General features: G+C 64.8%; 17 protein-coding genes. 10 read left to right on the forward strand and 7 right to left on the reverse strand.

The features are described 5' to 3' along the window. Window positions 1-90: 90 nt before the first annotated feature. Window positions 91-489 carry a DUF2501 domain-containing protein gene (locus ABKS89_RS14360; protein WP_348588951.1) on the forward strand — a complete coding sequence of 133 codons (399 nt, stop codon included), beginning with the start codon at window positions 91-93 and terminating at the stop codon, window positions 487-489. Between the two features lie 178 nt (window positions 490-667). Here the strand turns inward: ABKS89_RS14360 and ABKS89_RS14365 are convergent, their stop codons facing one another. Further along, on the reverse strand, window positions 668-1,126 hold the full coding sequence (locus tag ABKS89_RS14365; protein WP_348588950.1) for a GNAT family N-acetyltransferase: 459 nt from the start codon (window positions 1,124-1,126) through the stop codon (window positions 668-670). 17 nt (window positions 1,127-1,143) lie between these two features. Further along, the gene (locus ABKS89_RS14370) at window positions 1,144-1,647 is read right to left on the reverse strand and encodes a GNAT family N-acetyltransferase (protein ID WP_348588949.1); all 504 of its coding nucleotides are present in this window, start codon (window positions 1,645-1,647) and stop codon (window positions 1,144-1,146) included. A gap of 245 nt (window positions 1,648-1,892) precedes the next feature. Here ABKS89_RS14370 and ABKS89_RS14375 point away from each other — a divergent pair, with 245 nt between their 5' ends. Continuing rightward, on the forward strand, window positions 1,893-2,639 hold the full coding sequence (locus ABKS89_RS14375; protein WP_348588948.1) for an SDR family NAD(P)-dependent oxidoreductase: 747 nt from the start codon (window positions 1,893-1,895) through the stop codon (window positions 2,637-2,639). 51 nt (window positions 2,640-2,690) lie between these two features. On the opposite strand, the gene ABKS89_RS14380 is transcribed toward ABKS89_RS14375, so the two are convergent. Next, entirely contained in the window at window positions 2,691-3,185 is a 495-nt protein-coding gene (locus tag ABKS89_RS14380; RefSeq protein WP_348588947.1) for a BRO-N domain-containing protein, read from the reverse strand. Window positions 3,186-3,782: 597 nt separating this feature from the next. Here ABKS89_RS14380 and ABKS89_RS14385 point away from each other — a divergent pair. From ABKS89_RS14385 to ABKS89_RS14415, 7 genes are all read left to right on the forward strand, one after another. Beyond that, window positions 3,783-4,688, forward strand: a complete 906-nt coding sequence (locus ABKS89_RS14385; RefSeq protein ID WP_138216766.1) for a LysR substrate-binding domain-containing protein — start codon at window positions 3,783-3,785, stop codon at window positions 4,686-4,688. A gap of 119 nt (window positions 4,689-4,807) precedes the next feature. Further along, window positions 4,808-6,007: an MFS transporter gene (locus ABKS89_RS14390; protein WP_138216765.1), complete on the forward strand. Its 1,200-nt coding sequence runs from the start codon at window positions 4,808-4,810 to the stop codon at window positions 6,005-6,007. A 73-nt stretch (window positions 6,008-6,080) separates the two neighbouring features. Then, window positions 6,081-6,998 (forward strand): LysR family transcriptional regulator, encoded by a 918-nt coding sequence (locus ABKS89_RS14395; protein ID WP_348588946.1) that lies wholly within the window; start codon window positions 6,081-6,083, stop codon window positions 6,996-6,998. Window positions 6,999-7,268: 270 nt separating this feature from the next. Next, complete coding sequence (locus tag ABKS89_RS14400; protein WP_348588945.1) at window positions 7,269-7,985, forward strand: hypothetical protein; 717 nt, start codon at window positions 7,269-7,271, stop codon at window positions 7,983-7,985. After that, window positions 7,966-8,406 (forward strand): hypothetical protein, encoded by a 441-nt coding sequence (locus tag ABKS89_RS14405; RefSeq protein WP_348588944.1) that lies wholly within the window; start codon window positions 7,966-7,968, stop codon window positions 8,404-8,406. The genes ABKS89_RS14400 and ABKS89_RS14405 overlap by 20 nt, the downstream gene beginning before the upstream one ends. Before the next feature lie 100 nt (window positions 8,407-8,506). After that, window positions 8,507-9,148, forward strand: a complete 642-nt coding sequence (locus tag ABKS89_RS14410; protein WP_138216761.1) for a glycoside hydrolase family 19 protein — start codon at window positions 8,507-8,509, stop codon at window positions 9,146-9,148. A gap of 35 nt (window positions 9,149-9,183) precedes the next feature. After that, on the forward strand, window positions 9,184-10,293 hold the full coding sequence (locus ABKS89_RS14415; RefSeq protein ID WP_138216760.1) for a DUF3616 domain-containing protein: 1,110 nt from the start codon (window positions 9,184-9,186) through the stop codon (window positions 10,291-10,293). Window positions 10,294-10,303: 10 nt separating this feature from the next. Here ABKS89_RS14415 and ABKS89_RS14420 read toward each other — a convergent pair whose 3' ends face one another. The 3 genes from ABKS89_RS14420 to ABKS89_RS14430 form a co-directional block, all read right to left on the reverse strand. Then, window positions 10,304-11,791 (reverse strand): DHA2 family efflux MFS transporter permease subunit, encoded by a 1,488-nt coding sequence (locus ABKS89_RS14420; RefSeq protein ID WP_348589117.1) that lies wholly within the window; start codon window positions 11,789-11,791, stop codon window positions 10,304-10,306. A 101-nt stretch (window positions 11,792-11,892) separates the two neighbouring features. After that, window positions 11,893-13,020 (reverse strand): HlyD family secretion protein, encoded by a 1,128-nt coding sequence (locus ABKS89_RS14425; RefSeq protein ID WP_348588943.1) that lies wholly within the window; start codon window positions 13,018-13,020, stop codon window positions 11,893-11,895. An 11-nt stretch (window positions 13,021-13,031) separates the two neighbouring features. Beyond that, window positions 13,032-13,532: a winged helix-turn-helix transcriptional regulator gene (locus tag ABKS89_RS14430; RefSeq protein WP_348588942.1), complete on the reverse strand. Its 501-nt coding sequence runs from the start codon at window positions 13,530-13,532 to the stop codon at window positions 13,032-13,034. 636 nt (window positions 13,533-14,168) lie between these two features. Here ABKS89_RS14430 and ABKS89_RS14435 point away from each other — a divergent pair. After that, on the forward strand, window positions 14,169-15,509 hold the full coding sequence (locus tag ABKS89_RS14435; protein WP_431312073.1) for an OprD family porin: 1,341 nt from the start codon (window positions 14,169-14,171) through the stop codon (window positions 15,507-15,509). Window positions 15,510-15,561: 52 nt separating this feature from the next. Here the strand turns inward: ABKS89_RS14435 and ABKS89_RS14440 are convergent, their stop codons facing one another. After that, on the reverse strand, window positions 15,562-16,332 hold the full coding sequence (locus ABKS89_RS14440; protein WP_348588941.1) for an alpha/beta fold hydrolase: 771 nt from the start codon (window positions 16,330-16,332) through the stop codon (window positions 15,562-15,564). Window positions 16,333-16,424: the final 92 nt, after the last annotated feature.

A 16,424-nucleotide genomic window follows, 5' to 3' on the forward strand; every position in this document is an offset into this window, starting at 1 on the left:
CGGTGGGGCGATTTCGGGTGTCTACACTCGCAGAGGCGTCCCGCGTTGCGTCGTCCGCAACCTGGAGAGCCCCATGAACAGGAGAGCACCATGAATGCCCGCAAACTGATCCTCACCATCCTCGCCACCGCCTTGCTGCCCTGGTCGCTGGCCCAGGCCGCGTCCCTCGGCGATGTCGCCGGCCAGCTCGGCGGCCTTGGCAGCCTGCCGTCCGCGTCTTCCAGCAGTAGCAACGTCGCCGGCTTGCTGGAGTACTGCGCGAAGAACAACTACCTCAACGCCGACGCCGCCACCCAGGTGAAGGACAAGCTGCTGGGCAAGCTGCCGGGCAACACCACCACCAGCGACAGCGGCTACAAGGACGGCGCCAAGGGCATCCTCACCGGAAGCGACGGCAAGAGCCTCGACCTGTCCGGCAGCGGCATCAAGGAAAAGGTCACCAAGCAGGTTTGCGACAAGGTCCTCAGCCAGGGCAAGTCGCTGCTCTGACGGCGTTTCCCGTCAGCCACGTGGTTTCCTGTAGGAGCGGGCCATGCCCGCGAACAGCGCCTGTAAGGCGCTGTCGGGAAACAGTGATGACGTTCGCCTGACATTCAGCTGTTTGATTCGACGCCGGCCCTGCCGGCGGATCGCGGGCATGGCCCGCTCCTACAGTGAGAATTCACGGTCAGGGGCGGGACTTCTCGTAGCGCACATCCCGCTCATCCACGCGCCCGACTAATCTCCAGCCGTGGCGACGGTAGAAGGCGTTGGCGCGAATGCCGTCGCCGCCATCGGTCACCAGCCAGATGTTCCCTTGCTCGCGGAACAACTGCTCCTCGGCCGCCGCCAGCAACAGGCGGCCCATGCCCAGCCCCTCGCACTCCGGCCGCACGAACAGGGCGAAAAGTTCTCCCTCCTCGGTATCGACCATGGCAAATCCACCGGCAACGCCGTCGATCTCGGCAACCCACGCGCAAGGCGCGGACTCGATCGCCTCGGCCAGCACCTGCGGGGTGATGCCCAGTTCGGCCATCTGCTCGCGGCTCAGGTGGTTCTCCTGCACGCTGGTGCGGATGTCGAAGAGGGTGTCGATGTCTGCCGGGGTGGCGGGGCGGATCGATGCAGTGCGGATCGATGGTGACATGGCGACAGTTCTCGTCATCAGGTCGCGGAGAAACCGCTGTGGTAGGCGACCTGTCCGGCGGCCTTCGAGCCGTCCAGCGACAGCGCCATGAAGTATTCCGGCGGCACGCCGGCATACTGGATCGCCGGGTCCTGGCGGAAGCCGAAGCGCGGGTAGTAAGCCGGGTCGCCGAGCACCACGCAGCCTTTCGCGCCGAGCGCCTTCAGACGCTCCAGCCCGGCGCGGACCAGTGCCACACCAATGCCCCGGCCGTGCAGGTCGGGCCGCACCGAGACCGGCCCCAGCCCGTACCAGCCGAGGTCCGCGCCGTCTACGGTGACGGGCGAGAACGCCACATGGCCGACCACCGCGCCCTCCACCGTGGCGACCAGGGACACGCTCAGCACGCCGCCCGCGCGCAAGTCGTCGACGATGGCGGCTTCGGTGCCGCTGCTGTGCTCGGCCACGGCGAAGGCGGCGGTGGTCACTTCGCGGATGACCGGCAGGTCTTCCGGGCGCTCGGGGCGAATGCTGTGCTGCATGCTGTTTTCCTCCTGGAAGGCCGGAATGCTGGCCTGGGGTGGTCCTGCTGGAATCGGGTAAAACGGACCTTTGCAGTCCGATTGACCTCGAAATGGCCGGGTCATTCTGACATCTGTTTCCCGCAAAGCCCCGAATCTTACGGGCCCTGCGGCTGGCACGGAGCTTGGAATGCCAAGTATGCATGCGCATTCGCATGTGCCGAGGCGCGCAGCGCCCGCGACCTGTCATCGAAGGAGAAGGACAGATGCCCAGCAGTGAAACCAGAACTCCCCTTGCCGTGATCACCGGGGCCGGCTCCGGCATCGGGCTGGCCGTGGCCCGGCGATTGTTGCGCGAGGGTACCCGCGTACTGGCCATGGCGCGACGCAGCGAGGCGCCGGCAGCGTTACAGGAAGTTGCCGGCGACCGCCTGCATTGGCTGGCCGGCGACGTGACGCGCAGCGAAGACCTCCAGCGCCTGGCCGAACTGGCACACGAGCTGGGCCCGGTCGACTACCTGCTGCCTAACGCCGGCATCGCCCAGCTGGCCGATGGCCTCGACGAGTCCGCCTTTGCGCGGCAGTGGGCGGTGAACGGCGCCGGTGCGCTGAATACCCTCGCCGCGCTGCGCGAGCAACTGGCGCGCCCGGCGTCCGTGGTGTTCATCGGCACCTTCCTGTCCCAGGTGACCTTCCCGGGGCTGGCGGCCTACATCGCGTCGAAATCCGCGCTGCGCGCCCAGGCGCGAACGCTTGCCGTGGAACTGGCGGGCGAGGGCGTGCGCATCAACATGGTCTCGCCAGGGCCGACCGCCACGGCGATCTGGGGCACTCTCGGGCTGGAAGCCAGCGCCCTGGAAAGCGTCGCCGCCAGCGTCAACCAGCGCTTGCTGGGCGGGCAGTTCCTCGAAGCGGAGAGCGTCGCGGATGCCATCGTCTTCCTGCTCTCGGACCAGGCGCGCGGCATCTACGGGCAGGACCTGATCGTCGACAACGGCTATACCCTGCGCTGACGCTGAACCTTGCCAGCCGACAGGGCCCGCCAAGCGGCGGGCCTTGTCAACTCAGCGCTTCCAGAACCCGCGCGGGCCTTTGGGTTTGTCGCCGACGCGGGTGAAGGTCGGCAGGTCTTCCAGCGGCACCCAGACTTCGCCCTGCCAGTCGAGCACGTTCGCGAAACCATCGAGCCAGGTCATGCGCATACGCCGCGGCTGGTGCGGGCACTGCTGGTGTTCGTCGCGCAGCTGCGGGATCACCTCGTGGCTGAACCACTGGCGAAGAGTGCGGTTCTCCGGGTGGCTGTGGCGGTAGAAGGCCATGTACAGCGCCGCTTCGCTGATGACTTCGACTTCTTGCTCGTTGCCGCTGTTGCACAGCAGGCGCACGGTCTTGGCTTCGCCTTCTTCCAGACGACGGGCGAGGACGGTGGGGTGGTGCAGGCCGAGCAGGCGGGCGACGTCGGTGCCGACGAACCAGGGCTGGTTGTCGATCATCACGCCGCGTACGGGGCGGTTGTGGCGCAGGAAGGTTGTGGCAGTTACGGCAATCAGGGCATCCATGGCAGGTACTCCAACTCGGGGAGAAAGCCGCCGTCCCGAAGGGGAGGCGGACCGCGTAGGGTTGGTGAACCGGAACCAGAGCCGGCAGGCCCGAGGGCCTCCCCACACGATCCGCCATATCAGCGCTGTAGTTTCCTACAGTTGCGTGGGGGCCTACGAAAACGATTCGCTGTTTTCGCATGCACTTTCAGCGCAATCGCGCTGGTTATCAGGTCACCAAACCCGGCCACGGGATTGACCGTGGCGGGTTGGAATCTAGCGACGGCCCGTGTAGGCCCACAAGGCGGTTGGCGGGTGGGAAGTTTCGTGGAAAACGCCGGGATATCGCGCGGATTTCAGCAGCGCCTTACAGGCACTGTTCTCGGGCATGGCCCGCTCCTACACGAGCTGCACGACATCAACCTGTAGGAGCGGGCCGCGCCCGCGATCCGTCGGCAGGGCCGACGCCTGGGCCAACCGTAGGACGGATATCGAGTCAGCGTTATCCGCCGCGCCGCGACCAGCGCGGACGTCGTCCGCCCCGAGCCGAGCAAATGTCGCATCACCTGATACGGTAAGCTGCGCAGCTTTCCCAGCGTTCCATGCGGAGAACGATCCATGGAAGACCTCAACACCCTCTATTACTTCACCCAGGTGGTGGAACAGGGTGGTTTCGCCGCTGCCGGCCGCGCGCTGGACATCCCCAAGTCCAAGCTCAGCCGGCGCATCGCCCAGTTGGAGGAACGCCTGGGCGTGCGCCTGCTGCACCGCACCAGCCGGCACTGCTCGCTGACCGAGATCGGCCAGGAGTACTACCAGCGTTGCGTGGCCATGCGCATCGAGGCGGAAGGCGCTTCCGAGGTCATCGAACGCAACCGCGCCGAGCCACGCGGACTGGTGCGGCTGGCCTGCCCGACGACGCTGCTCAACTCCTGGGTCGGGCCGATGCTCACCCGCTACATGCTCAAATACCCGCTGGTGGAACTGTTCATCGAGAGCACCAACCGCCGCGTCGACCTGCTCCACGAGGGCTTCGACATCGCCCTGCGGGTGCGCTTCCCGCCGCTGGAGAACACCGACATGGTGATGAAGGTGCTGGGCAACAGCACCCAGTGCCTGGTGGGGCGCCCGGATTTCCTCGAACGCATGACCGGCGAAAGCTCGCCCCTGGGCTTCGGCCAACTGCCTAGCCTGCACTGGGGCAGCATGCAGCGCGAGTACCAGTGGGAGCTGTTCAACGAGGAGGGCGAGCGCCTGCTCATCTCGCACAAGCCGCGCATGGTCACAGACGACCTGCTGGCCCTGCGCAATGCCGTGATCGCCGGTGTCGGCATCGCCCACGTGCCGCGCGTGGCGGTGCGCGAGGACCTGGCCGCCGGACGGCTGGTCGAGCTGCTGCCGGGCTGGTCGCCCAAGTGCGGCATCGTCCACGCGATCTTCCCCTCGCGCCGTGGCCTGCTGCCCTCGGTGCGCACGCTGATCGATTTCCTCGCCGAGGAGTTCAGCAACAGCGACATGGCCTGAGGCCCGCGCCGGCAGGCAGCGTTGCGTTTCGCGCACCGCTGTATTGCCGGCCCGACCGATTCTGCGCGGGAGGCTGCCGGCATAGGCTGGCGCCACTGTTTTTCCCACAAGGAATGGTCATGAATCCCGCTTCGAATTCCCTCCCGGCCGACCACGCGCAGCCGACCCTGTCCTCGGCGATGGTGGTGCTGCTCGCCTTCTGCTGCGGCGCCGTCGTAGCCAACCTCTACTACGCGCAGCCCATCGTCGAGCTGATCGCTCCGGCGATTGGCCTCTCCACCGAGAACGCCAGCCTGATCGTCTCGCTGACCCAGTTCGGCTACGCCATCGGCCTGCTGTTCCTGGTGCCGCTGGCGGACCTGCTGGAGAACCGCAAGCTGGTGATCGGCTTTACCCTGGCCGTGGCGCTGTGCCTGGCCGGTGCGGGGCTGGCGAATTCGCCTTCGGTGCTGCTGGCCTGCGCGCTGCTGATCGGCCTGACCTCGGTCGCGGTGCAGATCCTCGTGCCGCTGGCCGCGCACCTGGCGCCGGAAGAGGCCCGTGGTCGCGTGGTGGGCAACATCATGGGTGGCCTGTTGCTGGGCATCCTGCTGTCGCGGCCGGTGTCCAGCCTGGTGGCGGAAGTCTTCGGCTGGCGCGGGGTGTTTCTCGCCGCGTCCGTGCTGATGCTGGTGATCGCATTGGTGATGGCGGTGGCACTGCCGCGCCGCGTGCCGGCTCACAGTGCGACCTACCCGCAGCTGATCGGCTCGGTGTTTTCCCTGGCGCGGCGCTACGCCGTGCTGCGCGAGCGCGCGCTTTATCAGGGCCTGCTGTTCGCCGCGTTCAGCGCCTTCTGGACCATCGCCCCCATCGAGCTGATCCGCCACCACGGCTTCAGCCAGACCCAGGTCGCGCTGTTCGCCCTGGTCGGCGCCGTCGGTGCCGTCGCCGCGCCTATCGCCGGACGGCTGGCGGATGCCGGGCATACCTTCAAGGGCACCCTGGTGGCGCTGCTGCTGGCGCCGTTCGCCCTGTTGCTCGGCGCGCTGCCCGGTGCGGGGTTCTTCTGGCTGGTGGTGTGCGCGGTGCTGCTGGATTTCGCCGTGCAGCTGAACATGGTGCTCGGTCAGCGCGAGGTGTACGCCCTTGACCCGCACAGCCGTGCGCGCCTGAACGCGGTGTACATGACCAGCATCTTCGTCGGCGGCGCGCTCGGTTCGCTGGTCGCCAGCCCGCTCTACGAAGCCATCAGCTGGACGCCGTTCGCCATCGGTGCGGCGGTGATCCCGGCCATCGCCACCTTGCTCTTCCTGCTGCGCGGCGACAGCCACGCCTGAGAGCACAGGCGTGCAAGGCGAGCGCAGGGGTGATTGGGTACACTCCGGGGTTTCCCGCTCCCGGAGTCCCGCCATGGACAAACTGCAGGCCCTGTCGATGTTCGTCGAGACCGTCCGTTGCGGCGGCTATTCGGCGGCGGCCCGCAAGCTTGGCGTGGCGACCTCCTCGGTGACCCGCCAGGTGGCGGCGCTGGAAGCGGAACTGGGCGCCACGCTGCTCAATCGCACCACCCGCCACAGCAGCCCGACCCTCGCCGGGCAGGCGTACTACGACAAGGCCGTGGAAATCCTCGAGGCGCTGGTGGAGGCCGACGGCCTGGTCAGCGACCGTGGCCGCGAGGCGAAAGGGCGGTTGCGCGTCAGCGTCCCGGTGGAGTTCGGCCGCCGCGTCATCGCCCCGCACCTGGGCCGCCTGCTGGCGCTGTACCCGGGGCTGGAAGTCAGCCTGTCCCTCAGCGACCAGATCACCGACCTGCCGAAACAGCAGATCGACCTGTCCGTGCGCCTGGGTTCGAGCCTCACCAGCGACGACATCATCAGCCGCCCCATCGGCCAGTTCCAGCGCTGGCTGGTGGCGAGCCCCGGCTACCTGCAACGCGCCGGCACACCGGCACACCCGCTGGACCTGATGGAGCACCAGTGCCTGCGCTTCGACTACGGAGGCGCGCACCTGACCTGGACCTGCAGCGACGGCCAGGACACCTGGCCGCTCAACGTGCAGGGCCGCCTGCAGAGCAACAACGCCGACGTCCTGCGCGAGACTGCTCTGGCCGGCGGCGGCATCGCGCTGCTGTCGGACTGGCTGGTCGCCGAGGACGTCCGCGCCGGAAGGCTGGTGCGTCTGCTGCCCGAGTACGACTCCTATCCCGGCAATACCGTGGGCAGCATCAATGTGCTGTACCCGCCGAGCCTGCGTGAGTCCAGTCGCATCCGCGTGTTCGTCGCCTTCCTGGAAGAACTCATGCCCGGCGAGGCGGGACAGGAGCAATAAGATGGCCCCGGCCAATGTGCGGGAATGTTTTTTGCCAGCTTCCAGAAACGGTATTTCTGCTTGCCCTTGTCGATAGGTTCGTGTTTCGGATATGAAACAAGTTAATGCTCCGGCACGGTTTAATGTTGCTGGTTATGTATCTAATAGCCAGATTGTCTAGTTTGCTTCAGGTTGTTTTGCTGTTTTTCAGAATCGCCGATTGACAGTTTTATGGGCGCTGCTAAACCGTGGGCTGGGTGTTAATATCCATGGTTGAGCAGGGATGAAATCATGAACGATGACGTCAATGTTCCGTCGATTGGGGATGAGGTTGCCGAGAGGGTTGTTCCGGGGCTTGAAGTTCCCGGTAACATCAGGGCTTCGCCAAAATATGTTGATAGAGATGATGGCGGTGGCGGGCCTCCGGATCTCCCATGGCAACGATACAATTGGAAGCTTGCCGTTATCCTGCTGTTCGTGACCATGCTGGCACTGCTTTATATTGTCTGGGGGAACACCACCGGAATACTGAGTGTCGTTTCCCAGTACAAGGGTAAAGATAATTCCTTTGTGCTCGGCGGTCTCAGTCTTGTCACCCTGACATTGATCCGGATGCTGGCCATCCTGATTGGAGCTGCCTTGGCATTTGCCGGCTTGGCCATCTCCTTCTTTTCCCATGACAAGGCGACGCAGCTGGCAGCATCGAGAACGTCTCCGGGAGCAACTACCGCCGCGACGCTGACAGCCTACTCGCCGGGCATTGTCGGGATCGTCTTTGGCGCAGTCGTCATCATGGCCGCTTTGTTGACCAAGACAACCTACAACTATACGCCGCCCCAGACGCTGACCACCCAATACAGCCTGGATACGACTTCCACGCCCGAGGATGAAGCCGCCAGAGCTGCTGCATCATTGGGGCTGGACCCGGTAGACAAGGTGATTTCCACTTCGGCCGCGAAGAGTACGCCCAAGCCAGGAGGGAGCGGTGATGGCCAACCTAACCAATAGGGGCGTGCTGGTATTCCTGACAGCTGCGTACCTCACGGGGTCGGCCATTGCTGCCGAGAAAATCCCTTGTGCGACTGCGGATGAAATGGCTGGCAGGATCTACAGCAGAATAACGGCCAATGCGCTTTTGATGCGGAGCGCTACGTTGAGTTTGGCCGGCGAGGATCTGAAAGTTATCTATGAGTATTCCAGTGAGTGTGAACTAACTAAGAGTCTCATGGATAAGTTGTTTGCTGCTGCTGTTATCGCAAAGAAGAAGGAAGATGAGCGGGGAGTGGTAATTGGATATGGGGCTGGAGTCAGGGCTGTTTCTCCTGTGCAGGGCGGCGTGGGAGTGAGTGGTCACGGTGTGTCGGCGCCGGAGATCAATATAAGGGGGAATATTCCGGCCATACAGCAGCAGATAGAGATCAGCCCCTGATGTCACTCTGTAGCGGCTCTTAAAGTTAAGCAAGTGGTCAAGTAGTTGTATTTTTCAGCGTACTCACAACCTGACTGGCTGCCATGCCGGGAGGTCGATCATGCCTGTCACCATTTCGTTGGAACAGATCAGGAAACTGGCGCCAAGTGTTCGTTCCAGCTATGCCGACGCCTTTGGCCAGGGAGCGGTTGTCTTCGAACGGCACGGTATAACCAGGAGTTCCTTGCGGGTGGCTCATTTCATGGCGCAGGTACTGCATGAAAGTGGAGCGCTGAAGGTGCAGTGGGAGTCGCTCTACTACACGCCCAAACGGTTGCCCAAAGTGTGGCCGAAGCGCTTCCAGCCTGGCGGCCCGTTGGACCCGACGGCCTATGCCTTCAATGAGGAGAAGCTGGGCAATGAGGTGTATGGAAACAGAATGGGGAATGACCAGCCCGGCGACGGCTTCAAGTTCCGGGGGCGTGGGCTGCTGCAACTGACCGGCAAGGACAGTTATCGGCAGGCCACGCAGATCCTGCGGCATTGGGTGGCGGATGCCCCGGACTTCGTGCTCGACCCGGACCAGGTGCTCGGCAGCCAATGGTGCCTCGCGGTCGCGGCGGCCGAATGGGAAGCGCTCGGCTGCAATCAGTTCGCTGACGAAGACAGCGTGAGGAAGGTAACGCGGGCGTTGAACGGCGGCTATGTCGGTCTGGCAGAGCGAGAGGACTGGACCCGCAAGACAAAGACGATCTGGGCATAGGGTCTTTCCCGATTCGATCAGCGGAGATCATCAAGATGAGCCGGGCAAAGCGTGCCACCCTGGAATTCGACCCCCTGTACGGCAAACTGCAGGACGGCCTTTCGGCGGTCCTGCAGATTGGTCGTTCCTTGTGGGTCGCGAACGACGAAACAACTCGCCTGGAGTTGCTCAGCCTCACCTCATCTACAGAGGCCGACCCTCTGCGCTGGGGTGAGCACCAGAGCCTGTCGTTGGAGGATTACTTCGAGTTGCCGTCACCGGCGGATGACGCCGGGGAAACCGAGGAAGCCGATATCGAAGGTCTCGCCTACTCAAGCGAAACGAAGTACCTGTGGCTAGTCGGTTCCCACAGCCTCAAGCGCAAGAAAGCCAGCCCGGATCGACCGTTGGCGCGGAACATGGAGCGGCTTGCCGACATTTCGGCAGACGGCAATCGCTTTCTGCTGGCGCGCATTCCCCTGCGGCAGGAAGACGGACTGCACCTTCCGGCCGGCAACTCGGCGGAGGACGGCCGGGTTGCTGCTCGTCTGCACGGCGATACCACCGGCAGCGATCTGACGGCGGCGCTGGAGGATGATGAGCACCTGGGACCGTTCCTGAGCATCCCTGGTAAGGACAATGGTTTCGATATCGAGGGCCTGGCAGTTGCCGGCAACCGTCTGTTTGTCGGGCTGCGTGGTCCGGTTTTGCGCGGCTGGGCCGTTGTGCTCGAGATTGAGCCGGAAGTAGTGCCCGATGCTGCGGACGAGTTGCGTCTGAGGGAAATCGGCGCTGGCGGTCGCCGCTACCGGAAACACTTCCTTGATCTGGGTGGGTTGGGCATACGGGATCTGTGCGTGCAGGGCGATGACCTGCTGATCCTGGCCGGCCCGACCATGGATCTGGATGGTCCGGTCAGCCTGTACCGATGGCCGCGCGGTGCGATCCCCGAAGGTGAGAGCTTATTGTTTGGTGAGCAGTTGGAGAAACTGTTCGACGTCGATTTCGGTGAGGGTGACGATCATGCGGAGGGCCTCTGCCTGCTCCAGCTGGAGGCGACCGCCGTCCCTCGGCTACTGATCGTCTACGACGCCGCCAGCGCAGCGCGAAAGCCGACTCCGGCCTCCGTCGAGGTCGACGTCTTCCCCTGGCCAACCCCGCACTGATCCAGGCGGCTCAGTGACTGTCTGCGCTGGGCTGCGTGGGCGGAGCGATCTTGCGCATCAGCGGCACCAGCAGCAGCGTCACCGCGAAGCACGCGCCGACCAGCAGGAAGGCGTCGGCGAAGGTCAGTGTCTGAGCCTCGCGCCAGGTCAGGTCCCACAGGTGCTTGAGCGCCTGCTGCGAGGGTTCGCCGTTGAACTCCATGGACGGCGCCAGCCAGTGGTTGAGTGCTTCGTTGCCGCTGTTCAGGTGCTCGGCCAGGCGCAGGAAGTGCAGGTTGGCGCGGTCGTTGAGCACCGTGGCGCAGGCGGCGATGCCGATGGCGCCGCCCAGGTTGCGCATCAGGTTGAACAGCCCGGAGGCGAGCTTCAGGCGCTCCGGCGGTAGCGAGCCCAGTGCCAGGGTCACGGTGGGCGCTACGCAGAACTGCTGCGCCATGCCGCGCAGGGCCTGCGGGAACATCAGCTGGGCCGCGCCCCAGTCGTGGGTCAGCGGGGCGAATTCATACATCGACAGGGTGAACATCACCATCCCCAGCAACAGTATCCAGCGCAGGTCGACGCGCCGGGCGAGGACGGCGTAGAGCGGGATGCTCATGATCTGGAAGATGCCCGTGGAGAAGATCGCCAGGCCGATGTCCAGCGCGCCGTAGCCGCGCACCCGGCCCAGGAAAAGCGGAGTGAGGTAGATGGTGGCGAAGATGCCGATGCCGGTGACGAAGCTGAACAGGCAGCCGAGGGCGAAGTTGCGTTCCTTCAGGGCGCGCAGGTCGACGATGGGGTGCGCGGCGGTCAGGCTGCGGTAGATGAAGGCGATGCCGCACAGGGCGGAAATCCACGCGGTGACGACGATGGTGTCGTCACTGAACCAGTTCCAGCGCGGGCCTTCCTCCAGGGTGTATTCCAGGCAGCCGAGGAACAGCGCCATCAGCAGAATCGCCGGGTAGTCGGCGCCCTTGAGCAGCGACAGGTCGGGCTTGTCGATACGCACCATGACCGGCACCACGATGGCGACGAACAGCCCCGGCACCAGGTTGATGTAGAACAGCCAGGGCCAGGAGGAAATGTCGGTGATCCAGCCGCCGACCACCGGCCCGAGGGTCGGCGCAAGGGATGCGATGGCGCCGATGGTGGCGGCGACTATCACCCGCTGCTTGCCATCGAAGTAGAGGAAGCCGGTGGTGAACACCATGGGGATCATCGAGCCACCGAGGAAGCCCTGCAGCGCGCGGAAGGCGATCATGCTCTGGATGTTCCAGGCCATGGCGCAGAGCAGGCTGGTGAGGGTGAAGCCCAGTGCCGAGGCGGCGAACAGCCAGCGCGTGGAGAGCACCTTGGACAGCCAGCCGGAGAGCGGGATGACGATGATCTCGGCGATCAGGTAGCTGGTCTGCACCCAGGCCAGTTCGTCGGCACCTGCGGACAGTCCGCCGCCGATGTCGCGCAGCGAGGCGGAGACGATCTGGATGTCCAGCAGGGCGATGAACATGCCCAGGCACATGCAGGCGAAGGAGATGACCTTGCGGCCGGTGGAAAGTTTCTCCACCGGCACCACTTCGCTACTCCAGTGTTTTTCGATCCAGAGCTTGCTACCGGAAAGGTTCACGGCTGGCTGCCCTGGGCGACGCGTTGGTCGGCGTCGCCATGCTCGTGGGCGCGTGTGTCCACTTCCACCAGTACGGAAAGACCGGGGCGCAGGTCGCCGAGATGGCCGTCGGCGTCGTCCAGATGCACGCGCACCGGCACGCGCTGGACGATCTTGGTGAAGTTGCCGGTGGCGTTCTCCGGCGGGAGGATGCTGAACTGCGCGCCGGTGGCCGGGGCGAGGCTGTCCAGGTGGCCGTGGAAGACCTTGCCCGGAAGGATATCGGCCTCGATGGTCACCGCCTGGCCGGGTTGCATCCGTGCCAGTTGGTCTTCCTTGAAGTTGGCGTCCACCCACAGGCCCTGCGCGGGCACGACGGCGAGCAACTGGGTGCCGGCGGCGACGTAGCTGCCGACCCGCGCACGACGGTTGCCGATGTAGCCGTCCACCGGGGCACGCAGTTCGGTGTAGCTGAGGTCCAGGCGCGCCAGGTCACGGGCGGCGACAGCCTGCTCCAGCGCGGCCTGGGCCTGCTGGCGCTGGCTGTGGATCACGTCCAGCTGGCGACGCGCGGCAAGCAGGCTGGCGCGGGCCTTGTCGCTGTTGGCGCGGGCGGATTTGAAGCTGGCGTCGGCGCGCTGTGCGGCCTCCACCGACACGGCGTTGGTGCGCACCAGGGTGGCGTAGCGGCGTTGGTCGTCGCGGGTGCGAACCTCTTCCGCAGCAGCCGCGTCGATCTCCGCTTGGCTCTGGCGGATCAGTGCGTCCTGCAGCGAGGCCTGGGCGTCGACATTGCCCAGCGCTGCTTCCTCGGCATGCACCGCGCCCTCGGCTTTTGCCAGCGCGGCGCGGTAGTCACGGTCATCGATGCGCGCGAGCAGGTCGCCGGCATGCACCCGCTGGTTGTCGCTGACCTTCAACTCGGCGATGTAGCCGGCTACGCGCGGGCTGATGACGGTGACGTCGCCGCCGACATAGGCATCGTCGGTCTTCTCCAGAAAGCGCCCGTCGAGCCACCAGTGCCCGGCGTAGGCGGCTGCGCCGAGGATGGCCGCCGTGGCGATGGCCAGCTTGAGCGCCTTGCGGGATTTCGGTTTGGCCGTGTCGACGGCTGGCGTGGCGGGGAGGGTGACGGGCTGGTTCATGGCGGCCTCGCTCAGGCGTGATCGGCGTGGGGAATGTTCTGGGGAATTGCTTGCGGGAAGACGGGGACGAGCCGGCCGCCTTCGCGGCGGTGAATCTGGTGCTGCGGGCCGATGGGCTCGCCGCTGTCGGCATCCACCAGGGCGATACGCACGGGGTGGCCGCTGCGGGTGTCCACCAGCTCGGCGGCGCTGGCCATGCCGGCGTGGCGCTTGCCCCACTGCAGCAGGGTCAGCAGCACCGGGCGCAGGTCGCGGCCGCGCTCGGTGAGCAGGTAGTCGAAGCGCGGCGGGTGATCGTTGTACTGGCGGCGCTGCAGCAGGCCGCTGTCCACCAGGGCGCGCAGGCGGCGAGTGAGCACGTTGCTGGCAATGCCCAATCGTGCAAGGAACTGGTCGAAGCGGGTGGAGCCGTAGAAGGCTTCGCGCAGGATCAGCACGTTCCAGCTGTCGCCGATCAGGTCCAGCGCCTGGGCGACGGGACAGGGCAGGTGGTCGAAGCTGGTTCTGCGCATGGCTGCACCTCTTTACATTAATGTTGTCATCTAATCGGGCCGCCCTGTCACGGGCCTGGCAAGGCGACAGGCAAGGTTCGCCGGAAAGATTATGGTCGTAATCTAAATCGGTCACTTGCTTTGCGCAAGTGACTCGTTGGGGGAAGGACGGCGCAGGGGATGAACGGCGTACCGGGTGAGTTTCCGGCTGGCGCAAGGGTTGCCCGATCCTGCGAAAGTTGCCCGGCAAAGTTCAGGGGAAGTTCGCGGAAAGTACCGTCCGAATAACTCGGAAAGTGGCCGGTCTAATTATCCGGTAAATGGTCTGGAACGGCTGTTCCACAACTTTTCTTCAGGCAAAAAAAAGGCCGCCTGGGGAGGCGGCCAAACCAAAGGATGATGAAGTGGAGCAATCCTCCGGACGCTCTGGAGCGGGCATCCGGGACTCATGTGCTTCATCGGGGCGCAAGCTTAATGGCGATAGCGGCAAATTCTGAATCATTCGTCTCGATATCGACTATCGACAAAGCTGGTTTGAGGCGCAGGCGACGGATTGTTATCTCTTCGCTGGCTCTGCCTAGGGCGGGGAAACATAAGAAAGTTGTTCAGAATTCAATCGATACACCTGCCAAGACAAGTCCAACAAAGGGGTAGCAGATGTCCGCGTTCCGTCTTTCAATGCTCGGTGCCTGTGTCAGTGCATCGCTCGCCGGCATTCCGTTCCAGCTGGCGCACGCCGCCGCCGTTTCCGACCAGTCCGAAGCCACCGGCTTCATCGAAGGCAGCACCGCTTCGCTGCTGATGCGCAACTACTACTACAACAGCGACCGCAAGTCCGGGGCCGGTGACCGCAAGGACTGGACCCAGGGCTTCACGCTGAACTACAGCTCCGGCTTCACCCAGGGCACCGTCGGCTTCGGTGTCGAGGCCTTCGGTAACTGGGGCATCCGCCTGGACGGCGGCGCCGGCACCTCCGGCACCGGCAACCTGCCGGTGCGTGACGATGGCTCGCCGGAAAGCGAGTACGGCCGTGCTGGTGGAGCAGTGAAGCTGCGCGTGTCGAAGACCGAACTGCGCTGGGGCGACCTGCAGCCCACCGCACCGGTGTTCGCCGCCGGCGGCACCCGCCTGTTCCCGCAGACCGCCACCGGCTTCAACGTGCTCAGCAGCGAGATCGAGGGGCTGGACCTGGACGGCGGCCACTTCACCGGCGGCAACGGCCCGGTGACCACCAACGGCGACCACGGCATCTGGGCCTCCTACGCCAACGTCGAGGCCAGCAGCATCGACTACGTGGGCGGCAAGTACGCGGTCAATGATGCGCTGAACTTCTCGCTCTACGCCTCCAAGCTCGAAGACGTGTGGCGCCAGTACTACGGCAACGCCAACTACACGCTGCCGCTGGCGGACGACCAGTCGCTGAACTTCGACTTCAACCTCTACCGCACCAATGACGACGGCAGCGCCAAGGCCGGTGAGATCAGCAACACCACCTGGTCCGCCGCCGCCGCGTATACCTTCCTCACCGCACACACCCTGACGCTGGCCTACCAGAAGGTCCACGGCGATACGCCGTTCGACTACGTGGCTTTCGGCGTCAACGGCCCCGGCGACACCGGCGATTCGATCTTCCTCGCCAACTCCATCCAGTACTCGGACTTCAATGGTCCGGAAGAGAAGTCCTGGCAGCTGCGCTATGACCTGGCGATGGCCACCTACGGCATCCCCGGCCTGAGCTTCATGGCCCGCTACGTCAACGGCCATGGCATCGACGGCACGAAAATGGCCGCCGACAGCCCGTACCGCGGCTATGGCTACGGTGAGGACGGCAAGCACCACGAGACCAACCTGGAAGCCAAGTACGTGGTGCAGTCCGGGCCGGCGAAGGACCTGTCGTTCCGCCTGCGCGAGGCGATCCACCGCGGCAACGCCGATCAGGCTGAAGGTGACGTCAACGAGTTCCGCCTGATCGTCGACTACCCGCTGTCGATCCTGTAATGGCTGGCACCGGCGCCTCGTTTGTGGGGCGCCGGTGCGGCACGTCGCGTGTCTAACAGGCGAGGTGGGAAATTGCCTGCGCCAGGCCATCCGGGTTGTCGTAGGCGATCATGTGCCCACTATGGGCAACGATCTCGACCCGGCAGCCTGCCTGGTGATACAGGCGGATGTCGTTCAAGGGGGTGTTGTCCGAGAGGATCACGGCCTTTTTGGGGGTACGCAGCACTTTCAGGGCCTCGATCCACCGCCCAGTGTCGTAGTCGGCGAGCGCCGCGCCGGCCCACTGGTAGATGGCCTGCGGCGAGCTGACCTGGAAGGGGCCCAGCCAGGCTTCATTGTCGCCGTCCTCCTTGAGTCGTTCGAGCAATCGTGAAAAGCCGATGGCGACGAACTCGCTTTCACTCATGGAGGTGATGGATTCGAGCAGGGCGACGCCATATTCGGTGAGGCCGGGTTGGCAGAGGATCAGCTTGTTGACCTTGGTTGGCAGGGCGGCCGCGAGCTTGAGCGCGATGAAGGCGCCGGCGCTGTGACCGAACAGGCTGCAGCGGGGGATGCCGGTGCTGAGAATCCAGTTTTCCAGTGTCTGGGCCTGGGCCGTTGTGCCATAGAGGGTAGCGTCGGGCTTGTCACTGAAACCGGCGCCGGGCAGGTCGACCAGCCAGGAGCGGCGCCGGCAATAGGCGTCCGACGCGATGACCGCGGGATAGTCACTGGTCGATGCGCAGCCCAGGCCGTGAATGTAGATCAGGGGTGATGCTCCATAGCAGACGTCTTGCCAACGCAGCAGGTCCTTCTGCTCGTCAAAGGGGTAGGTGTTCATGTCTCACACTCCCATTGGAGTTGCGGAGCCCGGAGGCTTGCGGAAGATGCACGAGACGGCATGACAGCTTCTTCGTGCGTACCGCCATGGGC

It is taken from the genome of Pseudomonas sp. LABIM340, from assembly GCF_040017195.2.
In the GTDB taxonomy this organism is placed as follows: domain Bacteria; phylum Pseudomonadota; class Gammaproteobacteria; order Pseudomonadales; family Pseudomonadaceae; genus Pseudomonas.